At 56.7% G+C, this 18,488-nt stretch carries 16 protein-coding genes; 11 read left to right on the top strand and 5 right to left on the bottom strand.

Annotated elements, in window-relative coordinates:
* Window positions 1-84: 84 nt before the first annotated feature.
* On the bottom strand, window positions 85-855 hold the full coding sequence (locus tag QEN58_RS18240) for a DUF481 domain-containing protein (RefSeq protein ID WP_280105011.1): 771 nt from the start codon (window positions 853-855) through the stop codon (window positions 85-87).
* 114 nt (window positions 856-969) lie between these two features.
* Here QEN58_RS18240 and QEN58_RS18235 point away from each other — a divergent pair, with 114 nt between their 5' ends.
* The 10 genes from QEN58_RS18235 to urtE all read left to right on the top strand — a co-directional run bounded on the left by QEN58_RS18235 (window position 970) and on the right by urtE (window position 12,854).
* Window positions 970-2,718 (top strand): ATP-binding protein, encoded by a 1,749-nt coding sequence (locus tag QEN58_RS18235; RefSeq protein WP_280105010.1) that lies wholly within the window; start codon window positions 970-972, stop codon window positions 2,716-2,718.
* 10 nt (window positions 2,719-2,728) lie between these two features.
* Window positions 2,729-3,472, top strand: coding sequence for a response regulator (locus QEN58_RS18230; protein WP_280105009.1), 744 nt, complete (start codon window positions 2,729-2,731; stop codon window positions 3,470-3,472).
* Between the two features lie 183 nt (window positions 3,473-3,655).
* A complete protein-coding gene (locus tag QEN58_RS18225; protein ID WP_280105008.1) occupies window positions 3,656-4,657 on the top strand; it encodes a Bug family tripartite tricarboxylate transporter substrate binding protein in 1,002 nt (333 codons plus the stop codon).
* A complete protein-coding gene (locus tag QEN58_RS18220) occupies window positions 4,657-5,109 on the top strand; it encodes a tripartite tricarboxylate transporter TctB family protein (RefSeq protein WP_280105007.1) in 453 nt (150 codons plus the stop codon). The genes QEN58_RS18225 and QEN58_RS18220 overlap by 1 nt, the downstream gene beginning before the upstream one ends.
* Window positions 5,109-6,638, top strand: coding sequence for a tripartite tricarboxylate transporter permease (locus QEN58_RS18215; RefSeq protein WP_280105006.1), 1,530 nt, complete (start codon window positions 5,109-5,111; stop codon window positions 6,636-6,638). Before QEN58_RS18220 ends, QEN58_RS18215 begins: the two co-directional genes overlap by 1 nt.
* Before the next feature lie 414 nt (window positions 6,639-7,052).
* Window positions 7,053-8,414 carry an urea ABC transporter substrate-binding protein gene (gene urtA / locus QEN58_RS18210; protein ID WP_280105005.1) on the top strand — a complete coding sequence of 454 codons (1,362 nt, stop codon included), beginning with the start codon at window positions 7,053-7,055 and terminating at the stop codon, window positions 8,412-8,414.
* Window positions 8,415-8,518: 104 nt separating this feature from the next.
* Entirely contained in the window at window positions 8,519-10,138 is a 1,620-nt protein-coding gene (gene urtB / locus QEN58_RS18205; protein WP_280105004.1) for an urea ABC transporter permease subunit UrtB, read from the top strand.
* A gap of 3 nt (window positions 10,139-10,141) precedes the next feature.
* The gene (gene urtC / locus QEN58_RS18200; protein WP_280105003.1) at window positions 10,142-11,314 is read left to right on the top strand and encodes an urea ABC transporter permease subunit UrtC; all 1,173 of its coding nucleotides are present in this window, start codon (window positions 10,142-10,144) and stop codon (window positions 11,312-11,314) included.
* Entirely contained in the window at window positions 11,311-12,147 is an 837-nt protein-coding gene (gene urtD / locus QEN58_RS18195; protein WP_280105002.1) for an urea ABC transporter ATP-binding protein UrtD, read from the top strand. Before urtC ends, urtD begins: the two co-directional genes overlap by 4 nt.
* Entirely contained in the window at window positions 12,147-12,854 is a 708-nt protein-coding gene (urtE, locus tag QEN58_RS18190; protein WP_101146823.1) for an urea ABC transporter ATP-binding subunit UrtE, read from the top strand. The genes urtD and urtE overlap by 1 nt, the downstream gene beginning before the upstream one ends.
* A 98-nt stretch (window positions 12,855-12,952) precedes the next feature.
* Here the strand turns inward: urtE and QEN58_RS18185 are convergent, their stop codons facing one another.
* The 4 genes from QEN58_RS18185 to QEN58_RS18170 are packed head-to-tail and all read right to left on the bottom strand — an operon-like array spanning window position 12,953 to window position 16,742.
* Complete coding sequence (locus tag QEN58_RS18185) at window positions 12,953-13,873, bottom strand: metal ABC transporter permease (protein WP_280105001.1); 921 nt, start codon at window positions 13,871-13,873, stop codon at window positions 12,953-12,955.
* Window positions 13,870-14,964 (bottom strand): metal ABC transporter permease, encoded by a 1,095-nt coding sequence (locus tag QEN58_RS18180; protein ID WP_280105000.1) that lies wholly within the window; start codon window positions 14,962-14,964, stop codon window positions 13,870-13,872. The genes QEN58_RS18185 and QEN58_RS18180 overlap by 4 nt, the downstream gene beginning before the upstream one ends.
* A 3-nt stretch (window positions 14,965-14,967) precedes the next feature.
* A complete protein-coding gene (locus QEN58_RS18175) occupies window positions 14,968-15,792 on the bottom strand; it encodes a metal ABC transporter ATP-binding protein (RefSeq protein WP_280104999.1) in 825 nt (274 codons plus the stop codon).
* The gene (locus QEN58_RS18170; protein WP_280104998.1) at window positions 15,774-16,742 is read right to left on the bottom strand and encodes a metal ABC transporter solute-binding protein, Zn/Mn family; all 969 of its coding nucleotides are present in this window, start codon (window positions 16,740-16,742) and stop codon (window positions 15,774-15,776) included. The genes QEN58_RS18175 and QEN58_RS18170 overlap by 19 nt, the downstream gene beginning before the upstream one ends.
* A 257-nt stretch (window positions 16,743-16,999) precedes the next feature.
* Between QEN58_RS18170 and QEN58_RS18165 the strand changes: the two genes are divergently transcribed.
* Window positions 17,000-18,361: a diguanylate cyclase gene (locus QEN58_RS18165; protein WP_280104997.1), complete on the top strand. Its 1,362-nt coding sequence runs from the start codon at window positions 17,000-17,002 to the stop codon at window positions 18,359-18,361.
* Window positions 18,362-18,488 lie beyond the last annotated feature (127 nt).

Here is an 18,488-nt window from a genome sequence, read left to right as displayed (position 1 = left end):
AGACCAACGTCTAATATGTTTTATCTTGGTGCGTCTTGTGAGTGTAAATGCACACTATCGGCGCGAAAGCGTGAATGGCTGAGTTCACCAGCGATAAAGCAGTGACGCGCTGGTGGTGTTGTCAGTGCGTTCGCTGGTGTCGTCAGGTGGTTGTGAGTTGTGCTTGATCTCGTGGGATAAGCGCAGCGATAGCTTCGAATTAAGCCGAGCGGTGAGCGCCGTTAGCGAGCGGGACGTCGTGTTCTGGTCGGTATACTCAAACGACATTTCCTGCTGAATATCGGCGTAGTCAGAAAAAAACCACTGATAATCCAGTGCGGTATAAGCTACCGCTAATCGGTAATCGCCATGTTCGCGCAGTCTGTCGTGACGATAGCCAGGCCCTGCCTCCAGCGACAAAATATGGATGTCGTTGTCTAACACTTGTCTTCCATAGCCACCAATTGCCGACAACTGCTGGTCGTAACCGGCAAAGCGATCTTTCTCCCAGCGGGCAAATCCAAACAGATAGTGCGGGCCATCCAGCTCATAGCGTTCGCGTCCTGCAACTAAGTACTGCTCGGCGCTTGTTTCGTCGTCTTTGCTAACGCTACGCACTTCACCACGCAGCGAATAGGTGAATTTTCCGGTTAGCCACGTCAGCAGCGTTTTGCCAATAAGTGTCTGACTGTTTGTATTGCCCGAGAGGCGGGTAAAGCCCAGCTCAGCATCGCCACTGAACACGGGTGCATCTTCCTGGGGGGGCGGTGGAGCATAGAACGGGTTGGCATAAGCCACGGTTAACCACAGGGGCCAACAGGCCAGTAAGAGTATCCATCGAACAATCGCCACTACATCCCTCCTTGGTTTCGGCATTGGGCCAGTATATCAGTGAACAATATCAGCGAACGATGACTCTGGGGTGAAGGCGATTAACGTCGTTGGCGGGCGCGTGCCATAATGGTGCGGTCACGCATTTCGAGTTTATCTATGAGCGCTTCCCGCCCCCGAACGTTAGCCGACCTGCAGCGCTGGCGTCGCACCCGCGCAAGGCGCAGCTGGTATAAACGCAGTTTTCGCCTACAGGTGATGCTGTTAGTCGGGCTATTGCTGGCAGGCATGCTACTGGCACAGGGCGCCTATCTCAATCACCGCAAGGCGGAAATCATTAGCCAGCAGATGGGCGAACGCGCGCTGGCAGTGGCCAAAACGGTGGCGTCGATGCCGCAAATTATAAACGCCTTTGCAACTCCCGACCCCTCTTCCATTATTCAGCCGCTGGCGGAGCGAGTTCGCAACGAGACTGGGGCGCGCTATGTGGTTGTGGGCAACGCTCAAAGTATCCGCTACTCCCACCCTCTGCCGGAACGGCTAGGGCAGAGGATGGTCGGGGGCGATAATGACCAGGCGCTGATTCATGGCCAATCCTATGTATCGGAGGCAACTGGCTCATTGGGCACCGCCATCCGAGGCAAAGCGCCCGTTTGGGACGACGAGGGCAATATCATTGGCATTGTGTCCGTCGGTTTTATGATGGATCGCGTTGCCATGGATGTGGCGCGTTATAACAGCTTGGGCTGGGCGCTGGTGGCGCTAATGATTTGTCTTGGCTTTGCTGGTGCTTATTGGCTATCGCAGCACCTCAAAAAGGTTATTTTAGGCCTGGAACCCTACGAAATTGCCCGGTTGGCCATGGAGAAAGAGGCCATTTTGCAGTCGATCCACGAGGGCATTCTGGCGGTTAACCGCGAAGGCCATATTACCTTGGTCAACGAGCAGGCGCGGCGCTTTCTCAATCTAACTGATGATCATGTGCTGCTTGGCCAGCCTATACATGATGTCGTACCTAATTCGCGGTTGCTGGAGGTTCTCCGGCGCGGCGAGCAAGAGTTCGACCAGGAAATGTGGCTGGGCGATCACCCGGTGGTGGTTAACCGAGTGCCGATTCTGCACGAGGGCGAGATCGAGGGCGCGGTGGCCACCTTCCGCAGTCGTCGTGAGATTGTTGATCTCTCCCACGCGCTAACCCAAGCCAGCCGTGACGTGGATATGCTGCGCGCCCAGGCCCACGAGTTCTCCAATAAGCTCTACACCATCTCCGGGTTACTGCAGTTAGAGCGTATTGAAGAAGCCTTGGCACTTATCCACCAGGAAACCGAACGCGCCCAGGCACAGATGAGCTTTTTAATGCGCAACGTGGCTGACGCTGTGCTTAGCGGTACGCTACTGGGTAAACTTACTCGCGCGCGGGAACTGGGCGTATCGCTGGAAATCGATGAGCAAAGCTCGCTCTCCTGCCCCCTGACGCCCACCGGCCAAGAGGTGATGATGAGCGTGGTGGGTAACTTGCTGGACAACGCCTGCCACGCAGCCCTAAATGGGCCGAGTAACGAGCCCAAAGTACGCCTGTTTTTCACCGATTTGGGGGAGCAGCTGTTGATCGAAGTGGAAGACAACGGACCCGGGGTGCCTGCACAGTTCGCCGAGTCGATTTTCCAGGAAGGCTTTTCGACCAAAACAGGCAAGCACCAGGGCATTGGTCTGGCGTTGGTTGCCAAGCTCTGCCGTCAGCATGGCGGTGCCGTGACGCAGGAAGAGAGCGAGCTGGGCGGCGCATGCTTTATTGCGGTGCTCGACCGCTCGCTGTGCGCGCAGCCAGACCAACAACAGTTCAAGAATGCGCTTAATAACAGCCGCCATATCAATACCTACAATAATCTCAATAACCGTAACGACTAGGGGGAGCGCAATGTCAGATGGTCAGTACGGCATTTTGGTCGTTGAAGACGATTTTCGCATTGCTGATATTCACAGGGCCTTTATTGAACAGAGCGACGGTTTTTATGTGGTAGGCATGGCCCGCAACGGCAGCGAGGCTAAGGCGATCATGGCGGAGCAGGCTGCCAGCATCCAACTGATTTTGCTCGACGCCTACCTTCCCGATGTTGAAGGCCTGGAGTTGCTATGGGCGATTCGCCGCGACTATGTGCATGTGGATATCGTCATGGTCACCGCCGCAAGGGAAGTGGAAACTATCAGCGAAGCACTGCGTGGCGGGGTATTCGACTACCTTATCAAGCCGATCGAAGCCGCTCGTATGACGCAAATGCTGACCCGCTTTCGAAGGGAGCGTGAAGCCTTGGCCAACCGGGCCGAGATGAACCAAGACGAACTGGATTCCGTGCTGGCACGCTTGAAGCCTGGCGAGACGTCGCGTGTTAAAAACCAAAACCTTTCCCAAGCCCTGCCTAAGGGCATTGATCGGCTGACGCTGCGACGGGTGATTGATGCCCTGGCCGAGGCCCCTGACTCCCTCACCGCCATGCAAATGGCACGCACTATGGGCGCCAGCCGCTCAACTGCTCGTCGTTATTTAGAGTTTTTAGTCGCCGAGCAGGCAGTGAGTGCTGAGCTGGGCTATGGTGATGTAGGAAGACCGGAGCGCCGTTACCGGCTTTTAGAGGCCGCGCATGCGTGGCTAGAGTCTCTATAACTGCGAGCTAAAACGCGCGGTCGTGAACAAAATGAACAAAATGCCCATAAAGAACTTTTTGCCTTTTATGCGCACAAGCTTGTCTGTCAACGGCATGGTCTTCTAACGTTCGCGGCGTGCAGTCTTATAATAAAAAGTCTACGCAACAACATCACACAACAACACTGATACGTGGAGAACGCCATGATCCTCAAGCCTGCCTTTAAATATATCACCCTGCTGGCCATTCCATTGGCGGCTGTTACCACCTTTTCTAGCACTGCCGCTGCCTTCGAACCGGAAGGCAAGGTTGAATGTATCGCTCCGTCCGATCCGGGTGGCGGCTGGGATTTTACCTGCCGCAGCGTTGGCAACGTCATGCAGGAACTTGATATCGTTCCGGCGAATGTGCAAACCATCAACATGGCTGGCGCCGGTGGTGGTGTCGCATTTGCCCATACTGTCAGCAAGCGCGCCGGCGACGACCACCTGCTGGTTGCCGCATCTACCGCCACGACCACTCGTTTAGCCCAAGGACAATTCCCAGGGTTAACGGCTGATCAGGTCAATTGGATCGGTGCTTTGGGTGCGGATTACGGGATCATCGCCGTGGCCGCTGATTCCGAGATCGATGACCTGAATGAATTAATGGATTCACTTAAGGAAGACCCACGTAGCGTCAAGTTCGCTGGCGGTAGCGCCAAGGGCGGTTGGGATCATCTTAAAGTGCTGATTGCCGCTCAGGCAGCCGATGTCGAAAATCTACCGCGCATTGCTTACCTGTCGTACAACAATGGTGGTGAAGCGTTAACCCAGGTGATCGGCGGGCACGTAGACGCCTTTACCGGTGATATCACCGAAGCCCAAGGGTTTATGGAATCCGGTGACTTGCGCGTACTAGCGGTCTTGTCTGAAGAGCGTCTACCGGGTGACCTGTCTGATATCCCCACTGCCCGTGAGCAAGGCATCGACGCCCTTGGCCCCAACTGGCGCGGCTTTTATATGCCTGCGGATGTCTCCGAGGAAGCTAAAACGTATTGGACCGATGCCATGGACACTATTTACGAGAGTGAAGAGTGGCAGAGTGTCATGACACAAAACGGTTTGATGCCATTTCACATGACCGCTGGTGAGTTCGAAGAGTTTGTACTCAACCAGATCAATGACATTGAACAGCTTTCTAAAGATATTGGGCTAATTCAGTAATGACCTTTAACGACCGCATCTTTGGGGTCCTGATGATCGTTCTGGCCGTCGCGTACGGCTGGGCCGCGACTCAGTTCCCAGAGCCGTTTGGAGGGGCCGAAGCCGTCGGCCCTGACACTTTTCCGAAGTTGCTGGCCGTGGTGCTGGCTATTTCCAGCCTTTATCTGATTGTACGCCCTGATCCCGACAACGCCTGGCCTTGGAGCCGTACCGGTATCGAGCTCATCATCGCCGTCGTGGTGCTGATCTTTTACGCCATGCTGCTTCAGCCGCTGGGCTTCGTCATTAGCACTACGTTGGCGGTGGGGACGCTTTGCTGGCGCATGGGGGCTCGTCCGCTCAATGCCTACATGACAGGGGCGGTGTCGGGCGTGGTGGTGTACTTTCTGTTCAGTTTTGCACTTGATCTCGCCTTGCCGCTGGGTCTGCTGTCATTCCTGGAGGTGAACTGATGGAAACTCTAGGTTATCTGATGGATGGTTTTGGCGTTGCTCTGCAGCCCCATAACCTGATGTTCGCCCTACTGGGTGCTTTCCTAGGCACCTTGATCGGTGCCTTGCCGGGGTTAGGTCCAGCCAATGGGGTGGCCATCCTGATTCCGCTGGCGTTCAGTTTGGGGCTCGCACCCGAAACCGCTCTGATTATGCTGACGTCAGTGTATGCTGGGGCGATGTACGGCGGTCGTATCTCGTCGATTCTATTGAATATTCCTGGCGATGAACCGGCCATGATGACCTGTCTTGACGGTTATCCGATGGCCCAGAAAGGCAAGGCTTCCGAGGCACTGGCGATCTCTGCGGTGGCATCCTTCATCGGTAGTCTCATCGCCACTGTTGGCTTGATCCTGCTGGCGCCACTGCTGGCTAATTTTGCCCTGACGTTCGGCCCGGCAGAATATTTTGCGCTCTTCCTGCTGGCGTTCGCTACCTTAGGCGGTATCACCGGCAAGAACCCTATTAAAACGGTGGTTGCCGCCTGCATTGGTCTAATGATTGCCACTGTGGGGATCGACAATACCGGCGTTCAGCGCTACACCTTCGGCGTGCTTGAGCTCTTTGAAGGTGTCGACTTCATCATCGCTATCGTCGGCCTGTTTGCCATTTCCGAGCTGCTGTTCTTCATTGAAGAGCGTGCCGGTGGTGGTAAGGAGAAGATGAAGGTCAACAAGCTTTCACTCTCCTGGAAGGATATCCGCGAGATTCTACCCACCAGTTTCCGCGGTGGGGTGTTGGGGTTTGTTGCCGGTGTACTACCGGGTGCGGGTGCTTCGTTAGGTAGTTTCATCAGCTATACCCTTGAAAAGCGCGTGCTGGGCAAGAAAGGCTATTTCGGGCAAGGCGACCCGCGCGGTGTAGCGGCCCCAGAAGCTGGCAACAATGGTGCGTCCAGCGGTGCTTTGGTACCCATGTTGACGCTCGGCGTGCCGGGTAGCGGTACCACAGCGGTGCTGCTGGCACTGTTGATTTCATTGAATATCACACCAGGACCGTTGATGTTCACCCAGAATGCCGACATCGTCTGGGGTGTGATCGCGGCGCTGTTGATCGGTAACTTTTTGCTGCTGATCCTCAACATTCCGTTGGTGGGCATTTTCGTCAAGCTGTTATCCGTGCCACCGATGTACCTGCTGCCGATCGTAACAATGGTTGCCTTCGTAGGTATCTACTCAATCAGTAACACCATCTTTGACCTCTACTTCATGGTGGCGTTTGGGGTGGGCGGTTACGTTCTGCGCAAGCTGGAGATTCCGCTGGTGCCGGTGATTCTTGGCTTGTTGCTAGGACCGGAGATGGAGAAGAACCTGCGCCATGCCATGGATATCTCTGATGGTGACTGGATGATTCTATGGGATAGCGGCCTGGCTATTGGCCTTTGGGTCTTTGCTGGGTTGGGCTTGATCTTGCCTTATATCGTGGGGCCCCTCCTGCGTCGTGGAATGAAGGGAACAACACCTGCATCAGGCTCGCCTGAAAGCGATTAATACTGAAAGAAGTAATTTTGAGCAGCGGAGCGCCGACGAAAGTCGGCGCTTCTTTTTTATTTCCATTTTTGACGGGTAACAAAGAGTGTTTTTGTAATCAATAAGTAACCACTGGGTTGCTGGTGTGTATTTTAAAAGATTGAGTACTTAGTTGGTGCACTGAACCTTATTGGTGCATTGAGAGGGTGCTTTAGCCGCTTTTTTGTGCTTTATTTTGGTGCATGTGATGCGTTTGGGGATTTGCTGACGATTTCTAAATAGCTGATTAAATAGCTATAAAGTAACTTTGTGTCAATCTGGCGCACCCCTTGCAGGTGTTAATGGCTAGTGGACGTATTGGGGAGCTAACACAACAACCCCAAGTGCGAAGCCAATCACCAAGCCCCAATCATAAGGGGTGCAAGGAGATTAACAATGAACACTCTCAAACGCTCGACACACCCGCGCCCCTTCCTTTCAAGTGGCCGTTTCGCGACCGCTTTACTCACCGCCGCCATCATGGGTGCCAGCACCCAGGCTATCGCCCAGGACGATGACCCGATCAAAGTCGGTATCCTGCATTCACTCTCCGGCACCATGGCGATCAGTGAAACTGTCCTCAAAGACACCGTCGAAATGCTGATCGAACAGCAGAACGAAGCCGGTGGTTTACTGGGTCGACAGTTGGAAGCCGTCGTCGTTGACCCCGCCTCTAACTGGCCGCTGTTTGCCGAACGCGCTCGCGAGCTGTTGGCGCAAGAAGAAGTCGACGTGATTTTCGGCAACTGGACCTCGGTTTCACGTAAAGCCGTGCTGCCGGTAGTCGAAGAGCTCAACGGCCTGCTGTTCTACCCGGTGCAGTATGAAGGCGAAGAGTCCTCTGAAAACGTCTTCTACACCGGCGCCGCACCGAACCAACAGGCCATTCCGGCGGTTGAATACCTGATCAACGAAGTGGGTATCGAGCGCTTTGCGCTGGTCGGTACCGACTATGTCTACCCGCGCACCACCAACCGCATCCTCGAAGCCTTCCTAAAGGATGAACACGGCATCGCGGAAGAGGACATCATGGTCAACTACACGCCGTTCGGTCACTCCGATTGGCAGAACATCGTGGCGGAAATTCGCCGTTTTGGTGAAGAGGGCAAACCCACTGCGGTCATCTCGACTGTTAACGGCGACGCCAACGTGCCGTTTTATACCGAGCTCTCTAACCAGGGCATCGACGCTGCCGATATTCCGGTTATCGCCTTCTCTGTGGGTGAGCAGGAACTGACCGGTATTGATACCGGGCCGCTGGTGGGCCACCTAGCCGCCTGGAACTACTTCATGAGCGTCGATAACGACGACAACTACGACTTTATCGATGCCTGGATCGACTACACCGGCGACGATATGGCCGTCACCAATGACCCGATGGAAGCGCACTACATTGGCTTCAACATGTGGGCCGAAGCGGTTCGCAAAGCGGGCACCACGGACGTCGACACGGTGAAAGACGCCATTATCGGTGTAACCGTACCTAACCTTTCCGGCGGATATGCAGCCATGATGCCCAACCACCACATCACCAAGCCGGTGCTGATTGGTGAGATTCAGGACAACGGCCAGTTCGATATCGTTTGGCAGACGCCGTCTACCGTGGCGGGCGACGCCTGGTCTGACTACCTGCCTGGTTCGCGTGACCTGATTGCCGATTGGCGCAAGCCGATGGAGTGCGGCAACTTCAACGTCGTGAACGGCTCGTGCGGTGGCAGCACCGCAGCAGAAGAAGCCGAAGCGGCACTTGCTGAGTAACACTGAGTAAGCACCTTACCCTTCGCCACCCCGGCGCATAGCGTTGATGGGGTGGCGAAGGAGCACGCTATCTTTCCCTTTCTGATAACCAAAGGAAGAACCCCATGAGGCGTTTCCTTTCCTTGGCGCTGCTCTGCTTTCTGCTGTTGGGTATGACGCTCACCGCACAGGCAAAATCAACAGACACCGCCAGCAGTTCCACGAATGATGAGGCCGCGCTCGAACTATTAGAAGCGCTGGACGTTGAATCCTACACCGCCAAAGGCGAAGCCATTACCGCTATTCTGCAAAGCGACGACGAGCGCGCCCGTGATTGGCTGCAGGCCTTGCTGGATGGCCGCCTACAGCGCACCGAAGACGGCCGCTTTGTGCTGGTACTGGAAAACCGCGGTCGCGACTGGCCGGTGGCCGATGTATTGACCGGCGAAGCGCTGGGCGAGATGTCTCGCCGTGATCTGGAGCGTATCGGTATTAATAACAACCTGCGTAATCAACTGCGCAGTGCCATTGCGGTCGTTGACCTCTACTCGCCTAACGTGGAGCGCCGCCGCACCTCGGCCGAGCGACTGCTAGGGGAAGTAGACGCTGAGCTAGTGCCGACCCTCGACGACTTGATTGAGCAGGAAGAGGACGAGCAGGTGCGCTATCGCCTGACCCAGGCGGTGGCGATTTACCGCGCTGAAGCGGGTGAAATGGCCGGGGTCGAAGCGCTAGATGGCAGCCTTCATCCTCGTTCCCGCGTGGCGTTGAGCCGGGCAGCCAATAGCGATGATCCCGTCGTCGCCAATGCCGCTGCCGCTTCCCTGGCGGGTATCGAGCAGCAGCTCAAACTCAATCGCGGCTTGGAAACCCTCTATTTCGGTTTGAGCCTTGGCTCGGTGCTGGTGCTAGCCGCCATTGGCCTGGCGATCACCTTCGGGGTCATGGGCGTCATCAACATGGCCCACGGCGAGCTGATGATGCTGGGCGCCTACACCACCTGGGCGATGCAGCAACTGCTGCCCGGCCAGCCGGGGTTGGCGCTGGTGCTGTCGATTCCCGCCGGCTTTATGGTCGCCGCCCTGGCCGGTGTGGCGATCGAGCGGGGTGTTATCCAGTTTCTTAAAGGCCGACCGCTGGAAACCCTACTGGCGACCTTTGGTATTAGCCTGATTCTGCAGCAGCTGGTGCGCACGGTGATTTCACCGCTCAATCGTACTGTCATTACCCCCGATTGGATGAGCGGCTCATTGGTGGTCAACGATGCGCTGTCGCTGACGCTCAACCGGATGTACGTGCTCGGCTTTGCGCTGGTGGTGTTTGCAGGCCTGATGCTGATCATGCGCCGCACCCGGCTGGGGCTTGAGGTGCGCGCTGTGACCCAGAACCGCGCCATGGCGCGCTCTATGGGCATTCGTGCCACCCGCGTGGACATCATGACCTTCGCGCTGGGTTCGGGCGTGGCCGGGCTTGCCGGTGTCGCGCTCTCCCAGCTCACTAACGTCGGCCCTAACCTGGGGCAGAACTACATTATCGACTCCTTCATGGTGGTGGTGTTTGGCGGCGTGGGCAACCTGTGGGGAACATTGGTGGCCGGGCTGTCACTAGGGGTTATCAACCAGGTGCTGGAACCCTGGGCAGGCGCGGTGTTGGCCAAGATCATAGTGTTGGTCTTCATCATCCTATTCATTCAGAAACGCCCGCGTGGACTCTTCCCGCAGAAGGGCCGGGCTGCGGAGGGCTAAACGATGTCACTAACGACCGAATCATCGACGAATTTTTGGCTAACACGCCCGTTCAGCGAACGCTCGACGCAGATATTTCTCGGCGTGCTGGTGGCCGCGATGGCACTGGTGACGCTGCTACACGTGGCGGTGCCGCCGGAAAACCCGCTACATATTGGCGCCTATACGGTCAACCTGTTCGGTAAATACCTAAGCTACGCGCTGCTGGCCGTGGCGGTGGATCTGGTGTGGGGCTATCTGGGAATTTTAAGCCTAGGCCACGGTGCGTTTTTTGCCATTGGCGGTTACGCCATGGGCATGTATTTGATGCGCCAAATAGGCGATCGTGGCACCTACGGCCACCCGGTACTGCCCGACTTTATGGTGTTTCTGAACTGGGACAGTCTGCCGTGGTTCTGGCACGGCTTTGATATGGCCTGGTTCGCTTTTGCCATGGTGCTGCTGGCGCCGGGGTTGCTGGCGTTAGTGTTTGGCTTCTTGGCGTTCCGCTCACGGGTTACCGGGGTGTATCTGTCGATCATTACCCAGGCGCTGACCTTTGCCTTGATGCTGGCCTTCTTCCGCAATGAGATGGGCTTCGGCGGCAATAACGGCCTGACCGATTTCCGTGAAATCGTTGGCTTCGATTTACGCAGCGATGCCACACGCTTAGGACTGTTCCTGGCCACAGGGGTGGCGCTGGCGCTAGGCTTTATTCTGTGTCGCGCGATTGTCACCAGTAAGCTGGGCCGGGTGAGCGTGGCCACCCGCGACGCCGAAGCGCGCACGCGTTTTCTCGGTTATCGGGTCGAACGCTTTCAGCTGTTTGTGTTTGTGGTCTCGGCGATGCTGGCGGGCTTGGCGGGGGCGCTTTACGTGCCACAAGTGGGGATTATCAACCCCAGCGAGTTCTCGCCGATTTTCTCCATCGAAATTGTATTGTGGGTTGCGCTGGGCGGTCGCGCCACGCTGTATGGCGCGGTGATAGGCGCCATTCTGGTCAACTACGCCAAAACCATCTTTACCGGCGTTATGCCCGATGCCTGGTTGTTTGCCCTGGGGGCGATGTTCGTGCTGGTCACGGTGTTTCTGCCCAAAGGTGTGGCGGGGCTGTTTGGCTACCTCAAGCGGCGTAAACGCGAGGATCACGCGACACATCCTGACCGTCAACACACACCCGAGGAGGCCTCCGTATGAGTTTGCTGCAATCGCTGACCCAGCGTGACCGGGTGTTCGATTTTATGGTGCCCCAGACTTCGCCAGTGGATGTTCGCCACGGCCCGATCCTCTACATGGAAGATGTCACCGTCAGCTTCGATGGCTTTAAAGCGATCAATAATCTCAACCTGACCATCAACGACGGTGAGCTGCGCTGCATTATCGGTCCTAACGGGGCGGGTAAAACCACCATGATGGATATTATTACCGGCAAAACGCGACCCAATAGTGGCAGCGTATGGTTCGGTAGTCGCCATAACTTGCTGCACATGAACGAACCCGACATCGCCAGTCTGGGCATTGGCCGCAAGTTTCAAAAGCCCACCGTGTTTGAAGCGCTGTCGGTGTTTGAAAACCTGGAGCTAGCCATGGCCGCCGACAAGCGGATTTTCCCCACTCTGACCGCGCGCATGACGGGCGAGATCAAAGACCGCATCGATGAAGTGCTGGAAACCATCGGCCTGACGGTACTGCGTCATCAGCCCGCCGGGATTCTTTCCCACGGCCAGAAGCAGTGGCTGGAGATTGGTATGCTGTTGATGCAGCGTCCGCGTCTGCTGCTGGTGGACGAACCGGTGGCGGGCATGACCGAGCAGGAGATGGAGCACACCGCCGAACTGCTCACTGGGCTTGCCGGTAAACAATCGGTGGTCGTGGTGGAGCATGATATGGGCTTTGTGCGCTCCATTGCCCGCCAAGTAACCGTGCTACACCAGGGCAGCGTGCTGGCGGAAGGCACCATGGACCAAGTCTCCAACGACCCCAAAGTGATCGAGGTCTACCTGGGTGCCGATGACGAGGAGGCCGCCTGATGCTAGCCATTGAAAAGCTCAACCAGTTCTACGGTGAAAGCCATACCCTGTGGGATTTGGATCTTGACGTGCCCACCGGGCAGTGTACCTGCGTAATGGGTCGCAACGGCGTGGGCAAAACCACGCTGCTGAAAGCCGTGATGGGCGAGGTAGCCGTCAAAAGTGGCGAGCTGCGCTACGCCAGCGAGGAAGGCGAGATCCAGCTGACGAAAAAAGCCGTTGAGGCGCGCTCTCGCTTGGGGATTGGCTACGTGCCCCAGGGGCGGCAGATATTTCCGCTGCTGACCGTGGAGGAGAACCTGCGCACCGGTCTAGCCGCCAGAAGCGATGGATTGAAAAAGATTCCCGAGCGGGTCTACGAGCTGTTCCCCGTGCTGAAAGAGATGAAAAACCGCCGCGGCGGTGATTTATCCGGCGGGCAACAGCAGCAGCTGGCGATTGGCCGTGCGCTGGTGATTGAGCCCAAACTGCTGATTCTGGACGAACCGGGGGAGGGCATTCAGCCCAATATTGTCGCCCAAATTGGCCAAGTGATTCGTCAGTTGATCAACGAAGACGGCCTAACGGTGCTACTGGTGGAGCAGAAGCTGCCCTTTGCCCGCAAGTACGCTGACCGCTTTGTGATCATGGATCGCGGTCGGCCGGTCGCCAAAGGGGAGATCAGTGAACTCTCCAATGAGCTGATTAAGCAGCATCTGACGGTTTAAGTTATCCACACCCGGTTACCGCCTTTACGGCCAAGTGGTGGCCGAAAGGCGGTCGCTTTTTTGCGCGCAGATGAGCCCTGTTTCCAAAAAGCTGGGCTTCAAACGCTGGGCGGAGGCTCCACCGGCGCCTGGCGGTCACGGCGACGTTTGAGAAGCTGCGTGGCGAGGCCATAGCGCGGGCCAAACAGAAAGGCGAGGATCAGGAACACGCCGGTCATCACCGCCATCATGCCGCCGATAGAGACGTTCAGGTGCACGGCGAGGTAGTAGCCGGAAATACTTGAGGCGATCGATATCAGTGCGCCGATGATAAACATCATCCACAGGCGGTCGGTGAGCAGGTACGCTGCCGAGGCGGGGACAATGGCAAAAGCGATAAACAGCACTGCGCCCACCGCGTCAAAGGCCGCCACGGCGGTGGAGCTGGTCAGCATTAACAGCCCATAGAAGAGAATCGTGGGCATAAAGCCAAAGGTCTTGGCCAGCGCCGGATCAAACGTGGCCAGCTTTAGCTCTTTGTAAAAAAGCCCGATAAAGCCGTAGTTGAGCAGCGTCATCACACTCATTGAGAGCAGCGCCTGGGGCACGGGTAAGCCCCACAGGTCGATCGTGTCCAGCCAGACAAAGCCAATCTCGCCTAGCAGCACGGTGTGGGTGTCGATATGCACATCGTGGGCGTAGACATTGAGCAACAGCACGCCTATTGAGAAGAGCGCAGGAAACACCAGCCCGATGGCCGCGTCCTGTTTAACGCGCTTGGTGTTGGCCAGCGCTTCGGTCAGCAGTACGGTTAAAAGACCGGTGAATGCCGCGCCAACCAGCTGGATGGGCCCACTTTGCTGCTGGGTCAAAAGCCAGACGATGACGATGCCAAACACGATCGAATGGCTAATGGCATCGGAGAGCATACTGTTGCCGCGCAGTACCAGAAAGGTGCCTACCGCCGACGAGGCGATGCCCACCATGGCACCGACCAGAATAATAGGCAGAGCCGTGTTGGTCAGTAACTCCGCGATCATGACGCGACCCCCTCAAACGTTGCCACCACCTGCTTGGCCGCCGCTTGGCCTTGGGTCGTTAGTGTCCATCCCAGGTCACCGTCAGCGGCACGGGTGAGGTAGCCTTGGCGGTTGAGTTTGCCCAGCATCCGGCGCGAGCCAAACGTCGTGCGGTAGCGCTGGGCGGCGCGAGGATGCTTATAAAAGGCGTAGAGCAATTGCTGTCTTCGGAGCGCCTCTTTTTGGCGGTAGTGCTTGATGGCGCCCCATAGCAGCCCCCGGCCAGGGGCTAGCGCCAGTGAGACGAGCACGATTGCCGTCGCGGTGAGAATAATCAGCGGCCCGGTCGCCAAACCGCGGGATAGAGTGCTAATGGTGGCGCCCGAGACACCGCTTACAATTCCCACCCCTGCGGCAATGACGAGCATGCTGCCCAGGTGGCTGCTCCACTGGCGCGCGGCGGCGGCTGGCGCCACGATCATCGCCGCCATCAAGATGACCCCGACCATTTGCAGGCCGACCACGACCGCCAATGCCACCATCGCGGTGAGCACTGCCTCGATGGCGGTGGTGGGCATGCCGAGCGTGCGCGCATACTCGGCGTCGAACGTCACCAGCTTGGCTTGTTTCCAGAACACGCTCAGTAGCACGAGGGTAACCAGCGTAATCGCGCCCATTATCCATAGATCAGAGCGCAGCGTTGCGGCGGCCTGACCGAACAGGAATGCCTCCAAGCCGCCCTGGGAGGCGTTGTTGGTGCCCTGTATATAGGTCAACAGCACAATGCCCGAGGCAAAAAAGATGCTTAGACAAGTGCCAATAGCCGCATCCGTTTTGAGGCGGCTATGGCGGGTCAAAAGCAACATCGTCAGCGCGGCAAGCGAGCCGGTGGCCAGCGCGCCAATAATAATCCCACCGATATCGCGGCTGCCGGTGATGATGAAACTCAGGCACACCCCCGGGAGCGCTGCGTGGGATAACGCATCGCCCAGCAGACTCTGGCGGCGGAGCATTGCAAAACAGCCCAAGGGGCCGCTGATCAGGCCCAGCAGCGAGGCGCCTATCACCACATTTTGAAACGTATAATCAGACAGAAGATCGAGCCACTGCATGGGTTATTTCCCCTTCGGGGCAGCGAACATTGGCGATTCGCTATCGCCCAGTAGAGCTATCTGACCGCCGTAGGCCTGGCGTAGGTGATCGATCTTAAAAACCTCTTCGGCGCCGCCGCTGGCAATCACGCGCACGTTAAGCAGTAGCAGCCAATCGAAGTAAGTGCGCACGGTTTGCAGGTCATGGTGGACCACAATCAACGTTTTGCCCGCGTCGCGAAGGCGGCGCAGAATGTCGATAATCGCCCGTTCTGTGGTGGCGTCTACGCCGGCCATGGGCTCGTCGAGAAAGTAAACATCGGCCTGTTGGACCAGTGCGCGGGCGAGAAACACCCGCTGCTGCTGGCCGCCCGAGAGCTGGCTAATCTGGCGATTGGCAAAGTCGCTCATACCGACCATCTCCAGGGCCTCTATTGACTCCTGGCGCTCTTTGCGCCCCGGCCGCCGTAACCAGCCAAGGCGGCCATAGAGTCCCATGGTGACGACATCCAGCGCCGTGGTCGGAAAGTCCCAGTCGACGCTTGAGCGCTGGGGCACATACCCCACCCGCTTGCGCTGCGCGGCATAGGGCCCTCCGTGTACCAGCACCTCCCCGGAAAGCGAGGGCACCAGCCCTAACAGGCTTTTAATCAGGGTGCTTTTGCCTGCGCCATTGGGGCCTACGATGCCCGCCATGACGCCGGTAGGCACATCGACGTTGATATCCCAAAGGACGGGTTGGTTATGGTAGCTCACCGTCAGGTTTTTGATGCTCAGCGCTGTCTCGGTACTGCCAGGGATTGCCATGTTGTAGGTGCCTACCTTAGGGCTTAGCGAGTGAGTTGCCACTGACTCGCCCAGTCATCTAGTTCAGAGGGAAGGGGAGCTAATGAGCCGCCCAGGGCTTCAACAATATGCTCGGTGTTGCGGTAGATCATGCCCATGTAGGTGCCGTCCACCGTGCCGTTATCACCCATGGCATCCGAGTAGAGTTCGCCGCCAATCACTATTTCATGGCCTTGTTGGCGCGCGGCATCGATCACTGCCTGAATTGTTCGCGGGTTGATCGTGCTCTCGACAAACACCGCCGGAACCTGACGCTCTACTACGCTATTGGTCATACTGCGAATATCGGCAATGCCCGTTTCCGTTTCGGTACTGATCCCTTGAATGCCTTCAACGTCGATCCCGTAGGCGCGGCCGTAGTAGTTGAACGCGTCATGAGCGGTGACCAGAATGCGTTGCTTTTCGGGGATGCTCGCAATACTCGCTATCACCCATTCATGCAGCGCCTGTAGCTGGGCCTGGTAGCGTTGGGTATTGGCGGCGATAGCGGTGGCGCAGGCAGGCCGTGCCTCGCTGAATGTTGCACTGAGTGTCGGCAGGGTTTGTGCCCACAGTGAGACATCCATCCACAGGTGCGGGTCGATGCCGTAAACATCCTGAGCGGTAATCAGAGAGGCAGTATCGATCGACGACGGTGCAACGGCCAGGGTCGGCGTGCGCTCAGAAAAATTCTCCAGTACCGAGCCTAGCTGGCCCTCCAGCGAATAGCCTGAATAGAGGATTTGCTCGGCGGCACGTAGGGTGGCCACGTCACCGGCACTCGCCTGATACAGGTGGGGGTCGATGCCGGGGCCCATCATAGCTTGAACATTAACGCATTCGCCGCCCACTTCTCGGGCAACGTCGGCGATCATGCCTATGGTTGTCACCACATTAAGTGGGGCTTCATCAGCGGCGGCGAGACTGCTTAACGGCAGTAGGCTAAGCAGAGCAACGGCATATTTTGCGGCCATGTGGAAACTCCAAACGTCGAGGTGAGTGGGCCACGGTTGCGCTACTTTGTAGGGCGTGGCATCAGTATTGTTTGGTATTGAGTAAGAAGTATAGCCTTGGCTAAGTTTCTTGCCTATAAAGGTTGATGTCAAGGCATGTCGCTGCAGATAAAGTGACTCTTGGGCAAGTAATTCGTCAAAAGACTGACGTAGGTGCAGGTAGCTGGCAGTTTGGTCTGTTAATCTTGAAGGTTTATGTCCTCCTGCCGAGGTAGTTGATGCGCTATAAGGATAAATATCAGTTAGTGGCTGAATGGCAAGCGCTGCAAGCGCGTACCTCTGTGCCCATACGCCAAGCGGTAGCCGCGCTGGTGGATGTCCATGCCGTTGACTTTGCCGACCGCTTTTACAGCGTAATGTTGGAAGACCCACATGCTTCGCTGTTCCTCTCTAATGACCAAGTGAAGCAACGTTTAAACCCCTCTATGCAGCGTTGGCTGAAGGCCATGTTTACCGTCGAGCACGCCGATTTCGAAGCCCTGGTTGAACAGCAGGAAAAAGTGGGGCAGGTGCATGCCCGCATCGATATCCCCATCAACCTGGTGCTTAACGGGGCACGGCAACTCAAGCAGGCGTTTTATGAGCAGATCAACACCGCTTTTAAAAGCCATCTATCGCCAGGGAATGCCTCGGTGTACGTCTCCGACCATATCGATATGGCCATGGAAATCATGAGTCACGCCTATTCGGTGGCCAGTGACCGTAATGCGCGCACTGAAGAGGCATACAAGCTGTTTTCACTCACTCAGAGCATTGGCGACGAGCGTGAACGCCAGCGTTCGGCGCTGCTGAACTGGGAAAACGAACTGATGTTTGCCGTCGCCGCCCAGCAGGATATTGCCACGCTGCCGCGGTTATCCAATTCCGATTTTGGCTTGTGGTACTTCCATAAAGCGTGTCATGCGTTTGAGGGCGCACCGGAAATTGTCACTATCTCACGCCATATTCAGCGAGTGGATCGTGAGTGGCTGGATGCCCTGCAGCATGAGGATATTAGCCAACGGCTCAAGGCGCTGGGTGAGATTCGTGACGCCGCCCGTACGGTATTGATGCTGCTCGACGATGTATTGGAGCGTGCTTCCGGCCTAGATGCAGGACGCGACAGCTTGACCCGGTTGCTCAACCGCAAGTTTTTGTCAGTCGTGCTTAGCCGTGAAATTGAAATCGCTCGCCACTCGGAGCACAGCTTTGCGCTGTTGATGGTGGATATCGACCACTTTAAATCGATCAACGATACCCATGGGCACGATGCAGGCGACAATGTGCTTCAGCAGGTGGCGAGTATCCTGGACCGCTCAACCCGTGGCGGTGATTACGTGTTTCGTATGGGCGGCGAAGAGTTTTTGATTGTGCTGGTCAACACTGACCACGACGGTTGCCGCTTATTTGCTGAGCGTTTACGCCAATCAGTGGCTAAGGAGCCGATGCTTGCCGCCGCCGATACGCTGCTTAACGTGACGATTAGCGTGGGAGTCACGCTTCACGATGGCCACCCAGACTATAACAACTCCCTCCAGCGGGCTGACAAAGCCCTTTATCAAGCGAAGCGTAGCGGGCGAAATCGAGTTGTCGTGCAGTGATGATGTGGAAAGTTAGTGCACGCATTTTTGAGAGGTGAATTAGCGGTCTCTGTGTTTATTTGGTGCGTCAAAAGCCTGGTTGTGTGCTTTTTTGGTGCAGGTGGGCGCTTTTAACTGCTTGGTAGGA

The organism is Halomonas alkaliantarctica, assembly GCF_029854215.1.
Taxonomy (GTDB): Bacteria; Pseudomonadota; Gammaproteobacteria; order Pseudomonadales; family Halomonadaceae; genus Vreelandella; species Vreelandella alkaliantarctica_A.
This window is presented reverse-complemented; position numbering and strand designations above follow the sequence as displayed.

Bases quoted from the DNA above. Each gene is read 5' to 3' on its own strand.
- QEN58_RS18240 (WP_280105011.1), bottom strand. From the start codon at position 855: ATGCCGAAACCAAGGAGGGATGTAGTGGCGATTGTTCGATGGATACTC.
- QEN58_RS18235 (WP_280105010.1), top strand. From the start codon at position 970: ATGAGCGCTTCCCGCCCCCGAACGTTAGCCGACCTGCAGCGCTGGCGT.
- QEN58_RS18230 (WP_280105009.1), top strand. From the start codon at position 2,729: ATGTCAGATGGTCAGTACGGCATTTTGGTCGTTGAAGACGATTTTCGC.
- QEN58_RS18225 (WP_280105008.1), top strand. From the start codon at position 3,656: ATGATCCTCAAGCCTGCCTTTAAATATATCACCCTGCTGGCCATTCCA.
- QEN58_RS18220 (WP_280105007.1), top strand. From the start codon at position 4,657: ATGACCTTTAACGACCGCATCTTTGGGGTCCTGATGATCGTTCTGGCC.
- QEN58_RS18215 (WP_280105006.1), top strand. From the start codon at position 5,109: ATGGAAACTCTAGGTTATCTGATGGATGGTTTTGGCGTTGCTCTGCAG.
- urtA (WP_280105005.1), top strand. From the start codon at position 7,053: ATGAACACTCTCAAACGCTCGACACACCCGCGCCCCTTCCTTTCAAGT.
- urtB (WP_280105004.1), top strand. From the start codon at position 8,519: ATGAGGCGTTTCCTTTCCTTGGCGCTGCTCTGCTTTCTGCTGTTGGGT.
- urtC (WP_280105003.1), top strand. From the start codon at position 10,142: ATGTCACTAACGACCGAATCATCGACGAATTTTTGGCTAACACGCCCG.
- urtD (WP_280105002.1), top strand. From the start codon at position 11,311: ATGAGTTTGCTGCAATCGCTGACCCAGCGTGACCGGGTGTTCGATTTT.
- urtE (WP_101146823.1), top strand. From the start codon at position 12,147: ATGCTAGCCATTGAAAAGCTCAACCAGTTCTACGGTGAAAGCCATACC.
- QEN58_RS18185 (WP_280105001.1), bottom strand. From the start codon at position 13,873: ATGATCGCGGAGTTACTGACCAACACGGCTCTGCCTATTATTCTGGTC.
- QEN58_RS18180 (WP_280105000.1), bottom strand. From the start codon at position 14,964: ATGCAGTGGCTCGATCTTCTGTCTGATTATACGTTTCAAAATGTGGTG.
- QEN58_RS18170 (WP_280104998.1), bottom strand. From the start codon at position 16,742: ATGGCCGCAAAATATGCCGTTGCTCTGCTTAGCCTACTGCCGTTAAGC.
- QEN58_RS18165 (WP_280104997.1), top strand. From the start codon at position 17,000: ATGCGCTATAAGGATAAATATCAGTTAGTGGCTGAATGGCAAGCGCTG.